The sequence below is a fragment of the Breznakiella homolactica genome (genome assembly GCF_016616095.2).
GTDB lineage: Bacteria > Spirochaetota > Spirochaetia > Treponematales > Breznakiellaceae > Breznakiella > Breznakiella homolactica.
This window is the reverse complement of the sequence record NZ_CP067089.2, coordinates 3,336,272-3,359,363: the sequence shown is the minus strand read 5'-3', so window position 1 is coordinate 3,359,363 and position 23,092 is coordinate 3,336,272. Positions and strand designations below refer to the sequence as shown.

Genomic DNA, 23,092 nt, shown 5'->3' with positions numbered 1-23,092 from the left:
AACTAAAACAACGCGTCGAACCGCGCTTCGCGGTACTGCCGGGTATCCGCCATATGGTAGGTACCGACGGTTTTATTGATATTTTCGATCCGCTTGGACGCGCTGGGATGGGTTTTGATAAACCCGCCGGACTGGCCTTTTTCCTTCTGCTGAAGCACCTTAAGCATATCCTCAAGGCAGGACGGCTGGTATCCCGCCAAAGCCATCAGGGAAAGCGCCAGGGTATCGGCTTCGAATTCCTGAGTCTGGGAATACCCGCTGTTAACCAAGGTGGTGATAATCTCATTTACCGACTCATCAAATATATCCGTCAGCTCACCCAGGGTCGTACCGTCCGCTGCGACACTGATAGCGGAAGTCCCGGTTACCACAATCGCCTGGGTTATCCGGCTCGTCTTAATCGCCTTTATGCTGTGCTGAAGCTGGATATGGGCGATTTCATGGGCGATAACCCCCGCCAGGGCATCCTCGGATTTAGCGCAGTCCAGAAGGCCCCGGGTTATGAAAATATGGCCGCCGGAGGTCGCGAAGGCGTTGATTTCCTGGCTGTCCAGTATCAGGACCCGGTATCCGTTAAAGAGTTCGGGCCTCGGGGAATTGACCGCCACAGCCTGGCAGACCAGATTTACGTACCGGGTCAGGGCAGGATCGGCGGTATACGGCTTGTATATGGTGAGAATGTTGGCTCCCACAGCCCGGCCGATGTAGTATTCCTGTTCGGGGTTGATCTCCTCCGCGGCTTTGCCGATGGCGTCGCTCGATTTGGCGATGGCATCCGCGGTGTTCTGGTCGATTACGCCGAGCCCGCCGGCGATCTGGGCGCCCACGCTGGTCACCGACGCCAGGGTGGAACAGGAACCCAGAAACAGAACGGAAAAAACCGCGGCCAAAAGAAAACAAACCTGCTGTACGGATAATTTCTGTGTTTTCATATTATTCCTCCGCCGTGGCCAGATGGCCTTCAACAAGAAAACTGTAGACATCCTCATTCGAAACCACGGGAACCTCCATACGGTCAATGGCATCGTAATTGAGGGACTCGGCGCTGCGGTATTCCTTTTCCACCTCGGCGGAAAAACCTTTCCCGGCCAGCGCCAGTTCATCGGCGGAAGCGGAAACCGACGAACTTGATGAGGTGATACGTTTCGTCGTTACGTTTGTCGTTGCCACCCAGCCTTTGAGAGAAGAATTGGAGCTGGACTGAACTTCCACCCATTTCCCTTTTTCCTGGAGAACCTTAAAGGTGTCGCCGTAGGAAGCGGTTCCCGTCGTGCGGGCAAAAAATCCCGTGGAGCTTTTTAAATTGGTACTTCTGACCGCAATATAGACGGTTTTGTTTTTCAGCGACTGAGCCGGCAAAACACTAAGTACTCCGAAAACCAGGAGCAAGGTTACTATACCCTTTTTCATACACGCCTCTCAAAACAGAAATTCGCTTCATTATAATACGAATTGTTTAATATGGCTAGAAATACGCGCTTTCTGTCTATTTAAATTTGGTATTTTCTATAAATTTGAATTTCTGCGGCACAGGGCAATCAAATCCGACCGGTTAATATTCCATGTCCCGGTTCCGTCCTTATAGGCAGCCAATTCTTCCGCGTCAATCATCCGGTAGACCGTATTCCTGCAGACGGATAAAAAAACCATTACCTCAGGAACCGATAAAATCACCGGCAGCCGTTCCAGCTCATTTTCCAGTTCGGGGCTGAGCATTACCGTCTCCTCCTGGCAGATACACCCGCCATTCCCATCGTATTTTAACCGCCTCGATAAGCCCCATCCTGATGAGATAATAGATATGCTGTTCATCAAAACCGGGGTTGTTAATTCTTTTGACTGTCTCCGACACTGTAAGCAGCATTCTGTACTCCGGGACAACCATACGACAGAAATGAAAATAATATATTTTAATCGCTATTAATAAATACCTCCAATTCCCTGGAAAATTGAGTTTCCGGTCACCCTAATTTTGAGCGGGAAAAACCAGCCCGGTGTATATTCTCCGCGGAAACTCCGGACGCCCGGTCAGCGGCAGCCATACCTGATTACGGAGCCGGAAAATTAACCCACAAGGAGACAACAGCAATGGCAGAAATGGTCAAGAAACACAGGATCGGTCTTTTCATCAACACCGGCACCGGGGAAGCCCCGGCATGGAAGCGGGTCAAGAAAACCACCGAACTCACCCTCAGCATGAATCCCCAGACCCAGGAATACGATTACATCGCCGATGAGGCTCCTACCACGGAACTCCAGCGGTACGCACCCCAGATCAACCAGGCCCTGACCATGTACAAGGGTGAGGATGATTTTGAATTTGTCTATGAGAAATTCTTCAACCTCCACACCGGCAACGACGCCAAGGTTGATGTGATGATCGTCTTTATGTTCGACGAAGTAACCGGGGAAACCGATAAATACCGGGCATGGAAAAGCGAAGGCATCATGTCCATCAGCGATATGGACGCGGTCAATTCGGTGATCAACTTCGATCTCATCCTGAACGGCTCAATCCAGAAGGGTACCGCTGCGGTTACCGCCGGGGTACCGGTGTTCACCGCCGCGTAGTAATCGCTTCAATGCTTGATTTAAGCAAAACCGCCCTGCCGGATTCGGTCATCGTTGCCGGCAGGGCTTATAAGATCAGGACGAACTTCCGCTGGTGGCTCGTCTTTGAACGAATGGCTGCTAAATCCTGCACCGCCGGGGATTTCGACTTCCTCTACGAGGAAGTGCCCCCGGCGGACCGGGAAGAAGGATTTGCGGAGCTCATCTCGTTTTATCAAAACAAAAATGAGCTGCCCCGGGTTTCAGGGAGCAGTTCAGAAAAAATCTACGACATCGATACGGACAGCGAACTGATCTACGCAGCCTTCATGCAGATTTACCATTTCGATCTTTTCAGAACGGAACTGCACTGGCACCAGTTCAAGGCTCTGTTCCTGGCGTTGCCGGAATGCAAATTCACCGATGTTATCGGATACAGGACGTATACCGGAAAGGACCGGCAGCTCCGCAATCTCCGGACTCAGTGGGAACTGCCCCAAGAGATCACACCGGCGGAAGCGGAAGCGATAAAGAAATTCGACGAACTTTTTAACTGAGGTACACCATGGCGGACACAGTCAACGGCGATATAAAAATCAACATTAACCTCAACAGCAAAGGGCTGAAGGTTGATATCAAAAAACTTGAAAATGACGCAAAAAATCTTGCACAGCAGATAAAGAAGCAGCTCGACGGAGCCGGGGATTCTATTGAATCCATTAATATTCTTCAAAGTAAAGCCATGAAAATGGCCATTGATGGGCTCAAAAAAATAATTACCGAGCTGAATGAATATGCCCGTCTTTACGGTATCCAGGAAGCAGCGGAATACCGGCTGGCGGCAGCGGCAAAAAACAACCCCTACCTGAACGACACCTCGGTGGTCAAACTGAGGAATTACGCCCATGAACTTCAGATGATTTCCGTCGTAGCCGACCAGGTAATTATCGACCAGGCGGCAAACCTTGCCCGAGCCGGCCGGTCGGAATCGGAGATAATGAAAATCCTCGCTGCAGCCATTGATCTTTCCGCCGGAGCAGCCATGGAGTTTGATGCCGCCGTAGCAGGCCTCAATATTACCTTCTCCGGTACTGCCGGAGAATTGAAAGCTATCGTTCCCGAGCTTGGGCAGCTGACTGCGGAGGAGCTCAAGGCCGGGGAAGCGGCGGATCTGGTCCGGGGAAAATTTGATGGCATGGGAAAAGAATTTGCTCAAACCCGGGAAGGGGAAATGGCGAGATTCAACAATGCTGTCACCACCCTTAAAGAAAATATCGGCGAAGGCTGGGAACAGGTAGTGAGTCCCTTCCGGCAGGCGTTGACGGAAATAATAGAAAAAATGAACACAGCCCAGGCAAAGCAGAAGGAATTCGAAGCTCTGGCAAAAAAAGGTCCTTCAAATCCCGGGGAGCTGATCGCCGACTACAGTGATGAAGCGAAAAAAACAACTGGCCTCATTCAGGCAAATCTTATCGATGTACTGAACGGTGATTTTTCATACATGAAGGACATCGACGCAATTGCGGAATTCCTGGATATCCAGTACCGGCGTGTCGCCGAGGAACTAGGTTTTCAAGCAGCCTTTGTTACACAGCTTCTGCTGACCCATGGAAATCTTGCGGCGGATGTTAAACAGGCAACGGAAAAACTCAAGGCAAAGTACGATCTCCAGGATCTTCACAGAAACTCCGCTTCCGCTCCATGGGATGAACAGAAACAGCACCAGGATCGGGCAACTGCGGCAGCCGCAAATAAAAAAAGCAAAGCCGACGATGTGTCGGCAGCCAAGACGAATCAGACACGGCAACGGGATGAAGAGGCCGCAGCATATATTCAGAAAAACGAAGAAGCCCTAAAGCAGGAACTGGAGCGCATCCGGCTTGCGGCGGCCGCAAAAGGCGAAGAAGCCGACCGGCAGGCGGTTCTGAACGCCCACATAAACGCTTACATCGCTTTGATTGCGGAATCCAACGGACTGGTGACCGAAAACAACCAGGTAGCCCAAACCCGGCGCCAGCGCATTGAGCAGGAAACTGATGCGCTGAAAAAACTGGAAGAAGCAGAACGGTTCGCTGCCGAAACAAGGGCGGAAATAGAACGTGCCTACGGCGGCGCGGAAACTCTAATCGGAACAAATCAGGCAGATTTGGATTCCACAGAACTTGCAAGAAAGCAATACGAACAACAGCAGTTACTCAGGGAAGAATACAGCGTTTCCGTTATTGAAGCTATCCGTAAGGAACGTGACTTTGAACTCGATGCGGTGGATGAAACTCTGGCCGCCAAAATTAATTCCATACGGGAATCCCAGGCAGAACTTGCCCGTGCCCAGGAACAGAGTGAAGCACTGAAAAATTCACTTCTTGCAGACGCATCGGACGATGACGAAAAGGCTGCAATACTTGAACAGTTTGCCGCGGACGAAATGCAGCGGCAGGCATTGCTGGAACAATTCACAGCCCAGGAACTTGCGCTGATACAGAACACGGCGGATGAAAAAGAACGGATAAATCAGGAGTCCCGTCTGCGGGAGCAGGAAGCGGAGCAGCTGGCATATGAAGAAAAACTCCGGAAGATCCAGGAGTATGCCAACGCAGCGAATTCCATCCTATCCTCAATCCATACTTTAGCCACTACCCTCATCCAGAATGAACTGGAGGAACGGATTGCAGCCCTGGATACCATGAACCTTACCGACGAAGAGCGGGCGGCGAAAATCGAAGAACTCAACAAGGTGGCCGCAGAAGAAAAATACAAACTCGATATGTTCATGTGGGGAGCCAATCTGCTTACCGCAACAGCCAACGCGGCCCTGGCAGTAATCACACAGTTTGCACAAGGCGGCTGGCCGGCAGCCATACTGGCAGGAATAACCGGGGCTCTCCAGGTTGCCATTGTCGCGGCAAACAAACCAAAGAAGCCATCCTTTGCCCAGGGAGGTATTGTCCCCGGCCGGTCATACAGCGGCGACAACGTTGAAATCAACGCCAATTCCGGCGAGATGGTCCTGAACAACAAACAGCAGAAAGCCCTGTGGGAAGCGGCTAACGGCGGTACAAACGGCAGCGGGATGAATGTGGTGATCCACAACAACGCGGCTAACCTGGTCGAATCAGAGCCATCTATGTCAGCCGGACAGATGGAACTGTATATCAATGCCATTGTCGAGAAAAATATAGGCAACGGAAATTACAACAATTCATTCCGGCGGCGGGATACCAGTACAGGAGGGATGAGAATTTTATGATCCAGTGGATGGAAGGGGTTTCAAAAAAAATATACGATGCGGCGCTTCAGTTTTCTGACAATGTCGAAACTGTTGAAATGAAAAGCGGTAAAATAAAACGATACCTAAAAAACTCAGCAGCCCGGAGAATCTACTCGGTAAAACTGGATCTGGCAAACGACAATACTCCTGAGTGTGAATACAACCGCTTTATGGATTGGTATGAAAAGTATCTGCGATACGGAACTGAAACATTTTATTTCAATAAACTAAACAGCCACGGCTATGCAGAGTATACCATTACCCGGCTCACCAGTGACGGGCAAAACCCGAAAACCGTAACCATGGAATGGGAGGAACAATGAGCGATATTTTCGATGCCCTGCTGAGGTCCAAAGGATCGTATTCATTGCCGTATCTGATAAAAATAAGCCATCCTGACGCGGGAACATTACGCTTCATAAACGACAGAGAAGGAATTGATTATCAGGGAGAACACTATTCCCCTACTTCGTTCTCTTACACTGAACCGAAATGGCAGGATGGACGGCTGGTCAATGGTTCAATCAGTATTGCCTGCGGAGACAACCGGATCATCAGTTTTATAGAAAACTCCGACGAAGGTATCAGCGTAACCGTGACTGGCATAAAGCTCCAGGACCGTACTATTCAGGAGATCAACACCTATTACCACCAGTATGGTTCTGTGGATTACGACGGGTTTGTGGTCAGCTGGAATCTTGAAGGGGATGACAAAATGGATATGGTTTTCCCTCCGGATGTATTCAACCAGTTCAACAACCGGGGTAACGCATGATTGACGTATCGGATTTAATCGGCCGGCCCTATCAGGAAAACGGCCGCGGAGATCCGGGGTACGACTGTTATGGCATTGTGATTGAGGTCTCCCGGCGATTCGGATTTTTTCTGCCGGACCTGCTCTATAACAAGGAAACCGCCCGCAGCGAAGATTATATAACGTGTTTGAATCTGAATTTGATCAATACGGTTTTTCCCGGGGCAATCCTCGAAATGGCATACCAGGAAAGACTGCATGTCGGAATTTGCATCAATACAAAAGAGTTTATCCATGCCGTTAATTCCGGTGTACGGATAAACAGAATCGGCTCGATAGAAATAAGGGGAATATATGGGTACCGTTAATATTTACAGGAATTTAAACAGCAGCGCGGAGACGGTCAATTTTAACGGAAGGATTGGCGATTACTTGTCTTTTGACTGGGACCATTGTGTGATTATCCGGAACGGGGAATACCTTTCCAGGGATTCTGAAGTTGGTGATGATGACATTGTACTGATCAGGATCCTGCCTGAGGCTATGACAGCTGTGGCTATTATTATCGGCATAGCAGCCGTAGTAGGAGCGGGAATTTCCGTTATACAGAGCTATAAAATGAAGAAAAGAATGGATGACCTCCTTGGATCAATAAACTCAAGAAACAAAGAGGACACCAAAACAGTGCCTCAGATCCAGGGTTGTTCCAACCAGCTAGCCACGGGCAACTCCTTCCCCTTTGTACTGGGAAAACATTTATTCACCCCTTATTATCTAACCCCGCCATATACCGAGATCGACGGAGTTGACGGTGAAAATGAGTATTTTCACGCAGTTCTGGAAACCGGATTCAGGGATCTTACGATTAAGGAGGTCCGGATCGGCACCGACAGGATTGCGGTGCTGTCCGGTTCAAAACCTCAAAACGGAACGTACCGTTTTGACCCGGGGCTATATTACAATGAAAAAAACCTGATCGAAATACGGCAAAGTGATAATTTCTCAAACAGCTGTTTCAACAAAAAAGTTATCACCGAACGGATCAATACGGAAATTAGATACACCGATGAAGAACAAACAGAAAAAATTGTTTCCTCCGCAAAACATCCTATGGAAATTGAATGCACCCTGTTCCTTCCCAGTGGGTTGCACCGGTACGATGACAAAGGCAAACGGCATAGTGCGGATATTGAGATAGAACCGGCGTATTCACTGGATGATGGTAAAACATGGAATTCTTTTACTTTCAATTTTGGCGGCGATAAACCAAACAGGCTTTCGCGGAATAACAAGAAACAGATGCGTTTTTCCGCGAAAAAAACGTTTACCCCAGCGGAAGTAATGGGAAAACAGACCATCAAAATACGGGTAAAGCGCATATCCAAACAGACAGATTCAAATACTGTAGACAACTGTTACTGGCAGACCCTGAAAACAACCTGTTACGATCCGGAAAAAGTTAGCGACAAATTAGTTCCGGTCATGCCTTTGGAAAATGATAAACGGGAAAAATGCTGCCGGATAGGTATAAAAATTGCCGCCAACAATAAAACCGAAGATGTCCTGGATCAGCTGAATGTGATCGCACAGATGAATGCCAGGATATGGAACGGCAGTGAATGGTCAGCTACAAAATCAGAAACCAGCAATACCGCCGCGGTAGCCTTGGAACTGCTCACAACGGAAGTTCATCCGGCATCAAAATATACAGATGAAGAAATAGACCTTGAATCCTTCGGGAAATTCTATGAATTCTGCCAGCGGCATAAGCTGGAATGCAATGGCGTTATTACTAAAGGCTCCAAGAAGTCGGCTATCATTGCGGATATCCTTGCCACCGCGGACGCGGTCCTGGTCAACCAGTTCGGAAAATACGAAGTGGTATTTGACGATTACCGGACGAATCCGGTGGCGCTTCTGAATACCCAGAACTGCAGAAACATTAAATTTTCAAAAACCTTCGGACGTAAAACCACCGGTATCCAGGTCACCTACGTCAACGCCCGGGAAGGGTACCGTCAAGATACTTGTAAGGTTGACCGACCCGGCGGCCAGACAGGACTTTCAACATACACAGAAATAGAACTGCCCTATGTCACAAACAGAGACCAGGTTTTCTGGCTTACCAGGAGAATGATGGCCAAGGAACGGCTCCGCCCGCGGACCGCGGCTGTTTCTGTGGGAAAGGAAGGAGCGTATTACCCTCTGGGTTCATTGGTACTGCTCCAGGATGAAACCATAAAAATCGGCATCGGCTCCGGGGAAATCCGGCGGATAATTAAATCGGACAATTTTATTACCGCAGTAGAAATCGATGCGCCGGTGGATCTTACCCAGGACAATGAATACGGAGCGGTTATCTTTGCCGTCAATCCCGAAGGCCGCCGGGTACGGTCGGAACGGATTAAATCCACAGGGCAGAACCAAAACATTCTTGAATTCGAAACCCCTGTCCCCGTAAATGACCCCCGGGCACCCCAGACAGGCAATTACGTATCTGTAGGTTTGCTGGAAAACGGCGACTTTCACCGGGTAACAAATAAGATGATTATCAACGGCTGCAATCCTACGGAAAGCGGCTATGAACTAACCCTTGTGGATTATAATGAAGCAATATACGCGGACGATGGTTCACCTATCCCTGAATACCAGTCAAATCTCACGGACATTCCCCGGGAATATCCGGCCCTTGTAGATGCCGATAAAGCAACCAGGGATGAACTGTACGAAGGGATCAACAATATCCCGCCGGATATTATGGTCCTCCCGAACCTGGAAGTGATCGGAAAAAAAGACGGACAGCTCGGTGTATACCAATCCCGGCTGTACGTGTGGAATTCGGGATCCAATCAATGGGTATGTATCGAAGAAGGCATTCTATCCCCCGATGATGTCCAGACTGTTGAAGCCTACGCGCAAAGGGGCCATATCCGGATAACAATCCGGTTTCCCTACATGGAGGAACAACGGAACAATATCAAAGCCTACATTATCCAGCGTTCAACCGACCAGGGAAAAACCTGGGTTGATTCCCAGGGTGAAAAGGACGGCTTTGCTCCGGCGGCGGCTAAGGAGTATCTATGGAAATTCGACCGGAATGTCGACGGATACCCGGAAAAAACCGGAGCCGGAACATGGACAAGCCTGGACAACTACCGTTACCGGGTAAAGGCGGTCAATGTTTCCAATACCCTTTCGGAAAACTGGACCTACTGCGGTACGGTTGATACTTCGGAGTACAAAACCTGGATTCCCGGTGTGCCGGTGATGGTTATGGCGTCCGCCGGACGGACGGTCTCCATTTCCATTGACCAGCAGGATTGGTACGGCGCTGCCGGCGCGGAGTTCCAGATTAACCGGGACAACGGCACGACCTGGTACGCGCCAAGACTTGAAGCAAATGACGTACATCAAAATGAGGACGCATGGAGGGGTACTAAAGATTCCGTATTTTACAGCGCGTCAGGACAGCTGACACAATCCCTGCCTTTAGAAGGACAGAGCCGGGGCCTGCCGAAAAATACGACCTACTACTACCGCGCCCGGACTGTCACAAAAGGTGAAGGCGGCGCGGTTCTGTACCGCAGCAACTATACCGGCTCACGCCCGGCCATGGCCCAGGCGACTGGGATCACCGATATAATGGCTAATTCCATCAGCAACGTGCAAATTCAAGATGCCGCGGTAAGCAACGCAAAGATAGAAAACGGTTCCATAGTTGCGGCGGACAAAATAAAAGCGAACACCATAAGTACCGCCAATCTCAATGTTTTAGCCAAAAATATAGTTAATCCATTTATCGACGGTACGAAAGAAGGGTGGACTACAGACGGCGTCGTGGTATTGGATACGGAACTTAATCTCAGGGTACTCGAATTAACGGGCGGAACACTGGGACAAAGTTTTTTGTCAAATGTCTTTGAGGTTCTGCCGGATGATATATATGAATTTAAACTTGGTCTGCAGTGTCCCAATTATACATCCGCCAGCGGATTATTTATTGGTTTAACATACAATCAAAAATTCAAAAACTGGATATATGATTTCGGCAAGAACGAATGGACTGGAGGAACCATAAACACTAATTCATATTTTCTTGAAGATTATAAATCACCAGCAAAAAAATATTTTAAAACATATATACTTGGACACAATGTTAATATCTCCCAGGTTCCCGCACCCACCTATACGGATAAAATATATAGAATAAAATGCCTCCAGCTTACGGCACCCTATACGACCTGCCAGATCAGGCAAGGTTTTAATGCCACAACCCCAGGAACCAAGTGGCGGCTAATACATCCCCAGGTATACAGGATCGGTGACGGCAAAATCATTGCCCAGAATATTCAGACCCCGACCCTGTCCGCGATTACCGCACAGCTGGGGGAAGTCGGCGACGGCCCCGATTACAACCTCACATTTTCCGAGGGCATGAAAAACCCGCGGGGCACATTCCTGCTTGGATCTGTAACCGATGACGCGTACCTGCGCCGCTGGAAAGAAGGCTCGGTCTGGCAGATGGCGATTAAGCTGAAACATTTTTTCGTGGACGCCTTCGCTTCAAACATCTTCGGTCGGTTCCGGATATTCAAAAACGGCGATAAAATTGAATCAGCCACACCGGTCTTTAATATTGATCCCGGAAGCTCTCCGGGCAATGAAGCGACCGATATACGGGGAACTTTCCGGGTCAGGAAAAACTCCTCCGGTACAGCCGACGGTGAAACCACCGTATTCCAGGTAAGCAACGGAGAAACACGGATTTCAAAACTGGCAGCGGGAAAATTTTCCGCCGGGGACACCGGGGTACTCATAGGCGGCATGAACCAAAATCCCGTTCCGCTTACCATCCAGGGAATCACTGCAAATAACAAAGCATATAATTCACAGAATCCAAAGATTGAATTTAAAAACGACGACGGTTCCCAGAGCGGCCAGTTGATTTGGAATGACCACGACACCCAGCGGGCTCCCTACGGGTTAACCTTGAAGGGAAACGGACAATCTGCAGTAAACGGCGGGGCGTATTTTGAGGTGGAAGGGAATATAATTGCCGGGAATGAAATAAAAAACGTTAATGGCCAGTTTATCAATAAAGCTTTTCCATGGACCGGCTGGGATTGGTATAATACAGATGAAACCTGTGTACTCCTTGCTGAAATAAGTGATATTAAAATTTCGGGCCGCTATAGCTTTTACAGAGGAAATGCTTCAGCTTCTCCACGGGGTTGTTATATTGAAATTCTTATAGATTCATCAACTGTGTACAATCCGACCTATGAAATAACGAACCTGCATGCGTTTTCTCGTAGTCAAAAAGTAGAAATCGGTATCGCAACGTATAACTCAAAACGGTATTTTTGCTTAATATTTGGAGTTGGAACAGTATTTCACCACAATGCGGTAAAATTTCTTGGGGTAAGCAACATGCCGGATTCCATGCAGTTTACCGCCGTAAAATCTTCCAGTGTTTCCTACGAATTAAGGAAGAAACCTATTGCACAGTTCTTTAGCGGAGGAACAGCAGAATTTAGCGGCAACATATATACAACAAAAGGAATATGCAATTCTTGGTATTGGGGTGCCACAACTAACAGAACACAAGCACAATGGTTTAATGTATTTTCAGACATAATCCCCATTGGTAAACGATTAAATGTTTTTGGCGGAGCAAACGTACATAACAGTACAACCGGTAAGGGGGAAATGGGTATTTTCTGCTTTATTGAAAGACTGGATAATGATAGAATTGAATTAAATATGTTTCCAATCATAACAATGACAGCGGACTATCTTACGATAGTACAATGTACAAGAGGGAATACGAATGTTGTATCGTTCAGGCATTATATTGGCTGGTAAGTTGCTAGCTATTTTGTTACTTACATCATGCTCAATGCAGATAAAAATGGATGAAAACGAATTGTATGAAGTCCCCGATTTTATTGCGGAAGATGCCTTATCATACGCTTATATGTATGTAAATTCCGATACTGAATACGAATATGGTGGTCAGGATTTTCTCCGAGCTATAAAGATCGATTGTTCCGGGCTTGTGGTTAATTGCTATGTTTACGCGGTGGAGGGCACAGAATTTATAGTACCCTTCTCGGACGCGGCGGTAACACATTTTTATACTAACTGGACTGTGTCGACTGCTGATCCCAGACCCGGTGATATACTTTTCATGGGGGACGACTATTCTCAGCCGTCACACATGGGATTATTTGTTAAGGAAGATAATGGAAATATTTATTTTATAGATTCAACATTTAAACCTGAAAACAATATTGATGGTGTCACAGAACGGTTTTACCCAAAAAATGACCGCCGGTTTTTATCATTTGGCAAATTATTGCTACACAAAAGGAGATGAGTCTGTCAGCTACTGCGGACCGTGTATTTAAGGAACGATAATTCTCAACCCTGAGGAATAATCAATATAAACTACTGGATATTCGCCAGGGCTTCATCGATCATGGAAAAGATCCGGTGGTCCGGCGGGAGCACTGTGCCGAAAAGCTCCCGGGCGGCGGTAAAATCCTCTCGGGCGGCGGCGTTGTCGATACCCCACTCCAAAGTACCCCGGTGGTAGTAAAGCGAACCGAGAATGACGGCATCGTCCGGATCGGTACCGGTAATAGCGGTGCCGAGAATTTCCAGAGCGGTGCTGTCAAGGTTCCTGCTCTGGAATAAAGAGAGGACCTTAACCGCGGCGCCGAAGTCCGGCGCTTTCCTGCCCAGAAAATCCGCCGCCCTGTCGGCGGCTTCGTTGGTGCGGCCCAGCTCCAGCAGCACCTCGATGACGCCCTGGACGGTGTAGTCCGACCCGGGATCCAGGGCCAGGGCATTTTGGTAGGATTCCAGGGCCGCGGTAAAATTGCCGAGCTGCTGGTTGAGGTGACCGTTCATCATGTACGCGTCCGCCCGGTACTGTCCCGGCGGGTAATTGTCCGCCGCCCGCCGGGAATACTCCAGGGCTTCCTCAATCCGGCCGGTTATTTCCAGGGCGTAGGCCAGGTTGTAGTTGTAGGAAGCGTCCCCGGGATTGAACTTCAGGGCTTCCCAGTAACAGCGGATACCATTTTCCGCGTCACCGCTGCTCAGGTAAAACATACCCAGTTCGGAAACAATGTGCTCATTGGTCCGGCCCCGGGATATGGCTTTCTCGTAATTGGTGAAAATAAGTTCCAGCAGTTCCTCGATGGTATACCCGATCCGGTCACCGTAGCGCCGGATCACATCGGCGTAATAATCCCCGGCAGCCTCCGCAACCAGGGCATTGTCCGGGTATTCCTCCAGGGCTTTTTCCACATCCTCCGCCAGATCCCCGAAAACCATAGAGTATTGCCCTTCACTGCCCCGGACGGCCTCAATATCTTCATGGGGTTCGAGATCCCGGAAACCGAACATCCGGTGATTCAGGCTGAAAATAAAATACCCGGTAGAAATGGAAACCCGGTAATACAGGATCTCCGGTCCGTATAAAGCCGTATCGAGGCTGTTCACTTTTTCAATGGCGGAGAGGTACCGCTTCTCCCCGATAAGGCGGTCAATTTCCTCAAAAGGACCGTTTGTATCCTGGGCATAAGAATTAAACAAAACGGCGGCAAATACCAATACTGTCAGTATTTTTTTCACGGGACGGCTCCTTGCAGGTCGATAGAATATTTTCCACCATTTTCCGGCAGCGGTAAAGGGTGAATCGTCAGGGCCGGCAGCCTTGGTCAGATCGCGCTTCTCCCGGCGATCCGGGCCAGGCTCCGTTGGGCTTCCCTGACGAAAACCGCGTTCCCGCTGTTTTGCAGAACATTTTCCAGAAGCCGGCGCACCCGTTCCGATTCAAAGGACTGGAATGCCCGGATGGTTTTCCAGAAGATGAGTTCATCCCCGCGGCTCCGCTCATGGAGGGCGGTCAAAGCCTGCTCCGCGGAAAAATCCCGGAAATTCCAGGTAATGTGGCCGATCACATCCACGGCTTCTGATATTTTTTTCCGGTCACTTCCTTCTATTATATCTATCATCCCCGGCAGCGCCGGCGGACCGATCCGCATGAGTATCCGGGAAACAATATCCCGCGGCAGGGGGTAACATTTTTTGTCCAGGTCGGCAATGGCGGGTTCCCGGTGCTGGTTCGAGCCGATGGTTCCAAGAAGAGGGACCAGACAGGGGACCGCCGCGGCGCCGTACCCTGCCAGGGCATCGCAGACCGCCAGTTTGGTGTAGAGTTTTTTTTCGGATTTGAGGGCTTCGCACAGCAGGGGAATGTATCCGTCTTTGCCCGCCGCGCCGAGACGTTCGGCGGCTATGGTACGTTCCGCGGCCTCCGGACTGCGGAGCAGCCTGGGAAGTTTTTCTTCCGGAAGACCGGCGAACCGGGCGCGGTCCTGGCCGGACGGGAGGCCGCGCCCCCGGAGCTGGGCTTCACTGCTCTTCATGGTCCGGCTCCCCGTCCGAAGGGTTCAGGAATTTCCGCATCAGAAGATCCGTCTGGACTTCATCGCCCATTCTGAAGGGGTGTGTCCCGAATTCCGCGAACCCCATCTTACGGTAAAATCCCAGAGCCGGGTGGTTCTTTTCCCATACCCCGAGCCACACATAGATTTTGCCCGCCCCAGCCGCCTGGTCCAGGGCAAAATCAATAAGATACCGGCCGAGGCCCATTCCCTTGAATTGCGACCGGACGTATATTCGTTCCACCTCCAGAGAAGCGGGATCATGAACATCCGACTGCGCCGGTGTCTCGTTGAGTTTGAGGTATCCCGCGGTTTCCCCGCCGCGGAACAGAAAGTAAAACCGGGACGCGGGATTTTCCAGTTCCCGCAGAAGTTTTTCCGGGGCGTAGGCTTCATCGAGGTATTGCGCCAAGACCGCGGCACCGGTCCAGGGAGCGAAGGTTTCGGAATAGGTTTCCCGGCTGATCTGCCGGAGCAGGCCGGCATCGGAGGCCGTACAGGGTTTGAGCAGAAGGTCCATACCGGGGATGAGTATACCGGAATCGGCATCAAAGGTGAATGCGGCGGTTCAGCTTGCGGCCACCCGGCAAATCAGCGATAATGGTAAAGCCATGGACCAGACCGTCTTTGTGATTAATCCGGGATCAACCTCAACGAAAATAGCGGTGTACCGGGATAAGAAAAGAATCTTTTCAGAATCCATTCCACTGGAAATTTCCGGAGAGGAAAAAAACGCGGGGCTGGAGGAAACCCTTCGGATTAAGAAGGAAGCCATTTCCCGCAGCCTCGAATCGCAGGGAATCGACCTACGCGGTTTTGACTGCATCATGTCCCGGGGCGGCGTGCTCCGGCCCATGGAATCGGGAATATACCGGATCAATGAATCCATGCACAGCGAAGTCACGGCATCGGCCGCAAGCGGCCACGCGTCGGGGTTCGGGCTTCTCATCGCCGGGGAAATGGCGGACAGTCTCGGTATTCCCGCATATATCGCCGATCCCGTTACGGTGGATGAACTGGAGGATATTGCCCGTATAACCGGGATCAAAGAAATCCGGCGGCGGAGCATTTTCCACGCCCTGAACCAGAAAGCCGTTGCCCGGCAGCACGCGGCGATCCTGGGCGTCCCCTATGAGGAGCTGAACCTCATTGCAGCGCACCTCGGGGGCGGAATCACCATCGGGCTCCATAAACAGGGCCGGGTAACGGATGTGAACAATGCCCTGGACGGTGAAGGCCCCTTTACCCCGGAACGGTCCGGCGCGCTGCCCGCCGCGGCCGTGGCGGATCTGTGTTTTTCAGGAAAATATACCAGGGAAGAAACGGTGAAACTCTTCGCCGGAAAGGGCGGCTTTATGAGCCACCTGGGATCCAATGATCTATTGAAAGTAAAAGAGATGATCGCCGCCGGCGACCGGGACGCGGACCTAGTGTACCGGGCCTTTGTCTATAATATCGCCAAGGCCATCGGAGCCATGGCCGCCGCCGGGGACGGTATGATCGACGGGATCCTCATTACCGGCGGCATTGCCCGCTGGAAGGAACTCGTCGCCGCAATCAGGGCCAAGGTTTCCTGGATCGCCCCGGTTTCTTCCTATCCCGGGGAATTTGAGCTCGAAGCCCTCCGGGACGCTGGACTCCGGGTCCTCCGGGGTGATGAGATTCCCCGGGAATATTAGGATTGCCGGATAATTTGAACTCGGAGCCCTCCGGGACGCGGAACTCCGGGATGAGGAACAGTCCAAAACAGAATTGAAGCACAGCATCTTCCGGCGTTCGCTATTCAATATAAATTTGTGGGGTTGTGTTGTTTATCACCGTTGAACCTTCAGCAACACCAGTTAGTATTCCAGAGGAATTATGGACACCGCCGCCGGAGGCTGCCTGGTTGTTCTGAACCCTATTTGTAGTGGCCATGGTAAAGGTACTGATTTTTGCATTCCTTGAAACTACAGAAACGCCGCCGCCATATTGAACCGCCTTATTATTTTCTATCCTGGCACTTCCGGTCATGGTAAACACACAAGGAATGGGATCCGGGTTTCCCGAAAACACATAGACGCCGCCGCCGTTAGTTTCAGCTTCATTATACGCTATCAGCGCATTCCCGCTCATGGTAAAAGTACTGCCTCGGTATACACAAACTCCGCCGCCGCTGTTAGATGTATTAGGAGAGACGTTTTTTCCTATGGTCCCGCCCTCCATGGTAAATGCAGCCTCATCCACCACAAACACCCCACCGCCAAATTTGCCTCCGGTATTCCCGTAAATTTGCGCGTTTTCACTCATGGAAAACGAAGCGCCGGAACCAACATATATTCCAGCGCCGCCGTAGGATGAACTGATACATTGGTTGCGATAAATTGCCGCACTTCCCTTCATGGTAAATGTGGAGCCAGCCCCAGAAATGCAAACGCCCCCGCCGTTGCCCAGGGTAGCTTCATTGCCGGTAATAACGCCGCCGGTCATAGTGAACGTACTTCCGCCCCAGATGTACACTCCTCCTCCGCTGGTGCTGGAGGTTCCGTTCTGCAGGGTCAGGTTTGAACCCATGGTAACATTGGCTCCGTTGGCAATCATCATGATATTCTTACCGCTTCCGCTGCCGTCTATAATTCCCGGCGAAGGTCCGCCCTGAAAAGTCAGGTCGGGATACGTAGATTGACCCGCGATATATATATTGGTTTGTGGTGTGGTCGTAGAAGAAGAATATTCATCGATGGTATTCAAAATCCCCGAAATATGGATTGTCGCAGTGGGAATAATTGACCGCTGGCCTGATACCATTGACAGCGCCTTCCCCACGGTTTTAAAGGGAGAGGCACTGGTTCCCAAGCCGGTAGTATCACTGCCGTTTGATGATACGTAAATATCGGAATTACCAAAATAAATGAAGTACCTTTTCAGGCTGACCTTATTCGGGGCTGTAACGGTAATGATTATATTATTATATCCGCCCGTCAGGGGAATTGTCCCAGTATACCGTCCGCCGGAATAAGTAAAAGACTGTGTTGTACCGCCCCTGGTTACGGTAAAATTCTGTCCCTCCATGGGCAGCGCAAAGGACACAAAAAGATTTGTCTGGCTGCTTCCGGGATTGTTTATGGTATAGCTTGTTTGCTCAGAGGAAAAGGTTATCTCATTGTTCCCGCCGCTGGTAAATGCGGCGGTCAGCCCGGTAATGTTTACGGTGGTATCGTAAAAGTCCGATGCCGACAGATCCAGGCTCTGCGATATATTCATCCCGGGGAGTATCCAGGTATCGGTTTCCGCGTTCTGCCATACGTTGACACTTTCGGAAAATACCGCCGCAGGAACGTCACCTGATCGATAGAAACTCAGCTTTAATCGGCCGGCTCCTACCCCAACGGAGGAAAAGGTCACAATAATCTTCTGGGGATTTATGAGAGTACTGCCGTCCCCGAATGTATGCGTGAATGAGGCGCCGCCGCAGTCCAGGTCCGCGGTGACCTTGGTGATCTCCGCGGAGGCCGGGAACGTGACTCCCAGCCGGACCGACCCGGTCCCTTCCCCTACGGGACTGACCGTAACGGTCACGGAATTTCCCGCCGCGATGTCCGCGTTGGTAAGAGATGTCCTGCCAATGGCAGCCACCGTGCTCCCGCGGTAAGCCCGGACAATTACCTGAAGACTGGTTCCGCCTTCCCTGACGGATAATGTCAGGGATTCGGACGCTCCGGGATTTTCCACGGTGGCAAGCGTCCCGATCAGCTCCGGGGTCGTACTTTTGTATAATCCCACTTCGTATTTATCCACGGTGAATCCAATGGCGTCCGAGGGGATAGCGGTCCTGGAGTCTGCCCCGGGCCCCGTGATCCGGATCGTCAGGGATTCTCCCTGGATTGTGCCCGTGCCGTCGGAGGGAGCGGTAATGTTTCCGCAGGCGGAAACGAACAGAAAAACCGCGGCCGCCACCGGCAGAACAGCGGCGTACAGGATATTCATGACAAAATTTGAATGTTTCACTTAGGTACCCTCAGCATAAATCCGCCAGAATACGCCCGGTTGTTGAATTTGACTTCCAGGTCTATCCGGTAATCCCCGGTATACGTATTGGGAACGGTAAAGGTGTACGTCGCCCCGCTGGCGGAGCCCAGACTGACGGCGGTTCCGTCCGCAAAAAGCGTCCACACCGTTCCGGCCGGGAGATAGGACCCGCCCGGCAGCGTTACGGTTATGGAAACCGTAGAACCTTTGCTTGCCGTCCGGGGGCTTATTACTGCGGGAAAAAAGAGAATCGGAAAGTCGGCGTCAAGTTCACAGGTCACGGAAAGTCCGGCGGCCAGGTACCCCGCGCTGTCTATACTCCAGGAGGTTGACGGATTTGCCGAATCCGGCCGGATTGCGAATTTCCCGATATTTGCCGGACTCAGGCTCGCCGGAGAGGCCGCGGCCAGGATGCGCTGGGCTGTATTAACGGAATATTGAGCCGGAGTGACGCTTATGCTTCCCGCGGGAACAGTTCCGTCAAAATTACTTATTATGCTGACGGGATTGCCCGATTTGAGATACACATCGCCGCCCTGAATCCGGGCGGTGCCGCCGGTTTTAAGAGCCGAACTGCCGTCCAGGTAAACCGCGGAACCGTTAGATCCCCCGGCGGTATTATCGCTGACCGTTCCGCTGACCATGGTAACCACGGCCGCTCCCTGTACATACAGGGCCCCGCCGGCGCCGTCCGTGGCATTGCCCCGGATGAGGCAGTTGTCCAGGACCAGCTCCGCCCCGGAGGCGAAGAGGATTCCGCTCCCGTTATTGGTTGAACCCGTCAGTTTACCGCCGGTGATTTCAAGGTTTTTTAAAGTTACCTTCACTCCCGCCTTATCCACGGCAATTACCCGTCTTGACTGCTGCGCGTCGACGATGGTTCTTGTACCGGTATTGTAACCGCTGATTTCCAGTTCGCTGAGGCTGCCCAGACTGGAAGTGTTGAGATCGAAAAAGCCCTGGCTGCCGGCGATTTCCGGCGATGGAGAAATGGTTTCCATCAGGACAATTCTGCCGTAGGCCATTCCCTTGTTTCTGAAGATCTCCAGGGCTTTTGCAACGGTCTGTACCGGTTCATCCGGGGTCCAGCCTTCATCTTCGGTTCCCGTGTCCGGTCCGTCGGACGGTTTAACGTATACCGACTGGATCAGAACCACCTTTACCGTGGTGCTGTAGGAATTCATAAGATCCGGTGTTTCGCTCCACGCCCGTATCACGGTGCCGTTCTCCGTCCGGAACGCTCCGGTATATCTCGTCCTCGAACCGCCGTTCAGGGTATACCAGAGTACCGTTCCGCCGGTTCCGCCCGGAGCGGTCATGGTTATCAGCGCCGTTTCTTCAGACGTATTGGGGTCAAAATTGATGAGCACCACCGGGGACTGGTCCGCTCCGAAACCTGCGGTAGCGGCGGTCTCGGAAAACCCGTCGTCATCCGTCAGGGTAAGGTGGAAATGGTAATGATCATCCAGCGTTGTCCCGCCCAGCTGTACCATGGGGAAAACAGCCCGGAAGGCATTGCCGGTATACTCCAGGACTGATCCGTCTCCGGCACGCCATTCACCGGGTGTTCCGGACCGGTAATAGGTTTTTTCAGCAGCCTCGGACTCGCCTTCCTTAAACCGGACCGTTACTTCATTGACATCATCATGGTCATCGGTCACGTTCATTTCCCAGGCCGCCACAGGATAACCCTGGGCCGTTTTTTCCGGGACCTTAAGGCCCGAAGGCATTTCCGGCGCGGTGTTGCAGGTTATGAGCGGAATCTCAAAGGTTTCAAAATTCCTCAATCCGTCCGCGGTCCGCAGATGCAGTCTGACACTGAACCGGTCCTTAACCTGTACATCGTACAGGGAGATCACGACACTATCATGGGCAAAGAATTCCGCGGCGGCATCTATTACACCCGGGCCTCCGGCCGAAACAATTTCCGCGTTCGGGATGATCGAATAGGATTGCGGGTTTCTGAGGCGCACCCTGATAATAGCGGGATTATCCGCGTCCGCCGGCGGTATCACGAGGTTCCCCGACCGTGGGGCGTTGGTTGTCCCGGTCTCAAAATCCCAGCGCATTCCCGCGGCGTTGTTGGTGTATTCTATTATATAATCTGGGGCAGAAAGGTTGAACAGTTCACAGCCCCCGGAAAACATGAGGGCAATAGTAATGAATAGACACAAAATAAAAGCGGTATGCTGCTTTTTTCCCAAACCTAACTTCCTGCTATACAATGATTAACAGAAATCATACCACAATTTTTTCCCGATCTGAGGGAAAATAACGTTTCCGGGCATATATTTTCCCTACAGTTTACTGATTGCGAATAATTTTCCGGTGGGTTAGAATTCCCTGTAGATGAAAACCATACAAGAAATAATCGAAAAAGCCCGGGAAACCGTCCAGCGGTCCGGCAAAAAGCCGCCCCGGATTGCCATTGCCTGTGCCCAGGACGCGGCGGTGCTCAAGGCGGCGGCGGATGCCAGAAACCTGGGCCTCGGAGAAGCGGTTCTCGTGGGAGACCGGGAAAAAATAGCCGCGGCGGCCAGGAAAGGGGCCGTGGATATTTCCGCGTTTGAGATAATTCAGGAAGAGGAAAAAGCCGCCGCCGCCTTTACGGCGGTTTCCATGATCCGGGAGGGTACGGCGGACCTGGTAATGAAAGGTCTGGTGGAAAGCGCCGATTTTCTCCGGGCGGTGCTCCGGAAGGATATGGGTCTCAACCAGGGGACACTCATCAGCCATGTGAGTGTCATTGAGTCCCCCTGTTACCATAAACTTCTTTTTCTGACCGACGGGGCTCTCAATATCGCCCCGGGGGTTGAGGAAAAACAGCGGATCATCGAAAACGCCGTGGCTCTGGCCCACAGCCTGGACATTGCCGTCCCCAAGGTTGCGCTCCTGGCGGCCCTGGAAATGGTAAATCCCGTACGCATGCCCTGCACCGCCGACGCGGCGATTCTCACCCAGATGAACCGGCGGGGGGCAATCCCCGGCTGCATCGTGGACGGCCCGCTGGCGCTGGACAACGCCGTAAGCCCCGGTTCTGTGGCGGTTAAGGGCATCGACAGCCCCGTGGGCGGGGACGCCGACATACTCATAGCCCCGGCCATCGAAGCGGGAAATATTCTGTATAAAGCCCTTATGAACCTGGGCCGGGCAAAAAGCGCGGGACTTATCCTGGGTACCCGTGTCCCGGTAATTCTCACCAGCCGGGCGGATTCCGCGGAAACCAAACAGGCATCCATTGCCCTGGCGGTACTTGCGGGGGAGTACCGGGACTGACAAGCCGGAAAGCACCCAGGTGTTTTCCGGCTTAACCGGCTCGGTGCTGCCTTTCGCGGGAGGGCTGCTCCCCCTGATTCCAGCCTCCTCGCGGCAAAACGTTCTTTTGCCGCTCCGGGGGCTTCCATCACTCCCACTTCGGGTCCCTCGGTACGGCTGCCGTTCCGGAAATAGGATTTCCATGTCCCGGATAGGGCTCCCGCTCCTGCAAAATTCCCGGTTTTTTCTTCATTTGACGGAAACTCAGTATATTTGAAAGGTAATCTGATTTAAAAAGGAAGGAAGCCATGCCGTTACCGAAACCGGACAAAGCCACGGAAACAAAAGAAGAGTTTATTTCCCGCTGTATTGAGGACCTGACGAAACACAAATCCGAAGAATTCCCCGCCAGGGCCCAGCGCGCGGCGGTATGCTATTCCCAGTGGGGCGAAACAAAGGAAGAACGCCGGAAATACGAGGAAAAAAAGCGTAAAAAAGCCGGTAAATAGTCCAGACTATCGATTACGGTCGAGTAAGCCAGCCTCTTTCAAAGTAGGGCAAGTGTATTATACCTCAGAGTAAAGGCAGAAAAGTACGGCGGGAACCGGCAGCATGGGGTGTCAGATGAAACAAATACCGCTCCGCGGTCTTGGTTTCATCTGACAGGACCCCACGAAAAGTTTTCCCGTACTTTTGTGTATATATCTTTAAGTAAATGCATTTGCCCTGTCTGACCCCCTCAGTAGAGATTTTTTTGTATATTCTGTACAATATAATACTGCCACTAGCAAGTAAGGA

Annotated in this window: 19 protein-coding genes; 11 read left to right on the top strand and 8 right to left on the bottom strand. The window is 51.3% G+C overall.

Annotated features, from left to right (window positions below):
* Nucleotides 1–2: 2 nt before the first annotated feature.
* From JFL75_RS15175 to JFL75_RS15165, 3 genes are all read right to left on the bottom strand, one after another.
* Nucleotides 3–932, bottom strand: a complete 930-nt coding sequence (locus JFL75_RS15175; protein ID WP_215627525.1) for a M48 family metalloprotease — start codon at nt 930–932, stop codon at nt 3–5.
* A 1-nt stretch (nt 933) separates the two neighbouring features.
* Nucleotides 934–1,410, bottom strand: a complete 477-nt coding sequence (locus JFL75_RS15170) for an SH3 domain-containing protein (protein ID WP_215627524.1) — start codon at nt 1,408–1,410, stop codon at nt 934–936.
* Nucleotides 1,411–1,506: 96 nt separating this feature from the next.
* On the bottom strand, nt 1,507–1,716 hold the full coding sequence (locus JFL75_RS15165) for a helix-turn-helix domain-containing protein (RefSeq protein WP_215627523.1): 210 nt from the start codon (nt 1,714–1,716) through the stop codon (nt 1,507–1,509).
* Between the two features lie 372 nt (nt 1,717–2,088).
* Between JFL75_RS15165 and JFL75_RS15160 the strand changes: the two genes are divergently transcribed.
* Genes JFL75_RS15160 through JFL75_RS15125 form a run of 8 tightly spaced genes read left to right on the top strand, consistent with a single transcriptional unit; the run spans nt 2,089 to nt 12,951 of the window.
* Nucleotides 2,089–2,571: a hypothetical protein gene (locus JFL75_RS15160; protein WP_215627522.1), complete on the top strand. Its 483-nt coding sequence runs from the start codon at nt 2,089–2,091 to the stop codon at nt 2,569–2,571.
* Nucleotides 2,572–2,582: 11 nt separating this feature from the next.
* Nucleotides 2,583–3,107 carry a Gp15 family bacteriophage protein gene (locus JFL75_RS15155; RefSeq protein WP_215627521.1) on the top strand — a complete coding sequence of 175 codons (525 nt, stop codon included), beginning with the start codon at nt 2,583–2,585 and terminating at the stop codon, nt 3,105–3,107.
* An 8-nt stretch (nt 3,108–3,115) separates the two neighbouring features.
* Nucleotides 3,116–5,797 carry a coiled-coil domain-containing protein gene (locus JFL75_RS15150; RefSeq protein ID WP_215627520.1) on the top strand — a complete coding sequence of 894 codons (2,682 nt, stop codon included), beginning with the start codon at nt 3,116–3,118 and terminating at the stop codon, nt 5,795–5,797.
* On the top strand, nt 5,794–6,141 hold the full coding sequence (locus JFL75_RS15145; protein ID WP_215627519.1) for a hypothetical protein: 348 nt from the start codon (nt 5,794–5,796) through the stop codon (nt 6,139–6,141). The genes JFL75_RS15150 and JFL75_RS15145 overlap by 4 nt, the downstream gene beginning before the upstream one ends.
* On the top strand, nt 6,138–6,593 hold the full coding sequence (locus JFL75_RS15140) for a hypothetical protein (RefSeq protein ID WP_215627518.1): 456 nt from the start codon (nt 6,138–6,140) through the stop codon (nt 6,591–6,593). Before JFL75_RS15145 ends, JFL75_RS15140 begins: the two co-directional genes overlap by 4 nt.
* The gene (locus tag JFL75_RS15135) at nt 6,590–6,940 is read left to right on the top strand and encodes an NlpC/P60 family protein (RefSeq protein ID WP_215627517.1); all 351 of its coding nucleotides are present in this window, start codon (nt 6,590–6,592) and stop codon (nt 6,938–6,940) included. The genes JFL75_RS15140 and JFL75_RS15135 overlap by 4 nt, the downstream gene beginning before the upstream one ends.
* Nucleotides 6,927–12,437 (top strand): phage tail protein, encoded by a 5,511-nt coding sequence (locus JFL75_RS15130; RefSeq protein WP_215627516.1) that lies wholly within the window; start codon nt 6,927–6,929, stop codon nt 12,435–12,437. Before JFL75_RS15135 ends, JFL75_RS15130 begins: the two co-directional genes overlap by 14 nt.
* A 46-nt stretch (nt 12,438–12,483) precedes the next feature.
* Nucleotides 12,484–12,951, top strand: coding sequence for an NlpC/P60 family protein (locus JFL75_RS15125; RefSeq protein ID WP_215627515.1), 468 nt, complete (start codon nt 12,484–12,486; stop codon nt 12,949–12,951).
* Between the two features lie 71 nt (nt 12,952–13,022).
* On the opposite strand, the gene JFL75_RS15120 is transcribed toward JFL75_RS15125, so the two are convergent.
* From JFL75_RS15120 to JFL75_RS15110, 3 genes are all read right to left on the bottom strand, one after another.
* Nucleotides 13,023–14,216 carry a tetratricopeptide repeat protein gene (locus tag JFL75_RS15120; RefSeq protein WP_215627514.1) on the bottom strand — a complete coding sequence of 398 codons (1,194 nt, stop codon included), beginning with the start codon at nt 14,214–14,216 and terminating at the stop codon, nt 13,023–13,025.
* An 86-nt stretch (nt 14,217–14,302) separates the two neighbouring features.
* On the bottom strand, nt 14,303–15,013 hold the full coding sequence (locus tag JFL75_RS15115; RefSeq protein WP_215627513.1) for a hypothetical protein: 711 nt from the start codon (nt 15,011–15,013) through the stop codon (nt 14,303–14,305).
* Nucleotides 15,000–15,551 (bottom strand): GNAT family N-acetyltransferase, encoded by a 552-nt coding sequence (locus JFL75_RS15110; protein ID WP_215627512.1) that lies wholly within the window; start codon nt 15,549–15,551, stop codon nt 15,000–15,002. The genes JFL75_RS15115 and JFL75_RS15110 overlap by 14 nt, the downstream gene beginning before the upstream one ends.
* Before the next feature lie 7 nt (nt 15,552–15,558).
* Between JFL75_RS15110 and buk the strand changes: the two genes are divergently transcribed.
* Nucleotides 15,559–16,710: a butyrate kinase gene (gene buk, locus JFL75_RS15105; RefSeq protein WP_223292664.1), complete on the top strand. Its 1,152-nt coding sequence runs from the start codon at nt 15,559–15,561 to the stop codon at nt 16,708–16,710.
* 100 nt (nt 16,711–16,810) lie between these two features.
* Here buk and JFL75_RS15100 read toward each other — a convergent pair whose 3' ends face one another.
* Nucleotides 16,811–19,018 carry a hypothetical protein gene (locus tag JFL75_RS15100; protein WP_215627511.1) on the bottom strand — a complete coding sequence of 736 codons (2,208 nt, stop codon included), beginning with the start codon at nt 19,016–19,018 and terminating at the stop codon, nt 16,811–16,813.
* Nucleotides 19,015–21,243: a hypothetical protein gene (locus JFL75_RS15095; RefSeq protein ID WP_215627510.1), complete on the bottom strand. Its 2,229-nt coding sequence runs from the start codon at nt 21,241–21,243 to the stop codon at nt 19,015–19,017. The genes JFL75_RS15100 and JFL75_RS15095 overlap by 4 nt, the downstream gene beginning before the upstream one ends.
* A 145-nt stretch (nt 21,244–21,388) precedes the next feature.
* Between JFL75_RS15095 and JFL75_RS15090 the strand changes: the two genes are divergently transcribed.
* Nucleotides 21,389–22,315: a bifunctional enoyl-CoA hydratase/phosphate acetyltransferase gene (locus JFL75_RS15090; protein WP_215627509.1), complete on the top strand. Its 927-nt coding sequence runs from the start codon at nt 21,389–21,391 to the stop codon at nt 22,313–22,315.
* Between the two features lie 287 nt (nt 22,316–22,602).
* A complete protein-coding gene (locus tag JFL75_RS15085; RefSeq protein ID WP_215627508.1) occupies nt 22,603–22,803 on the top strand; it encodes a hypothetical protein in 201 nt (66 codons plus the stop codon).
* Nucleotides 22,804–23,092 lie beyond the last annotated feature (289 nt).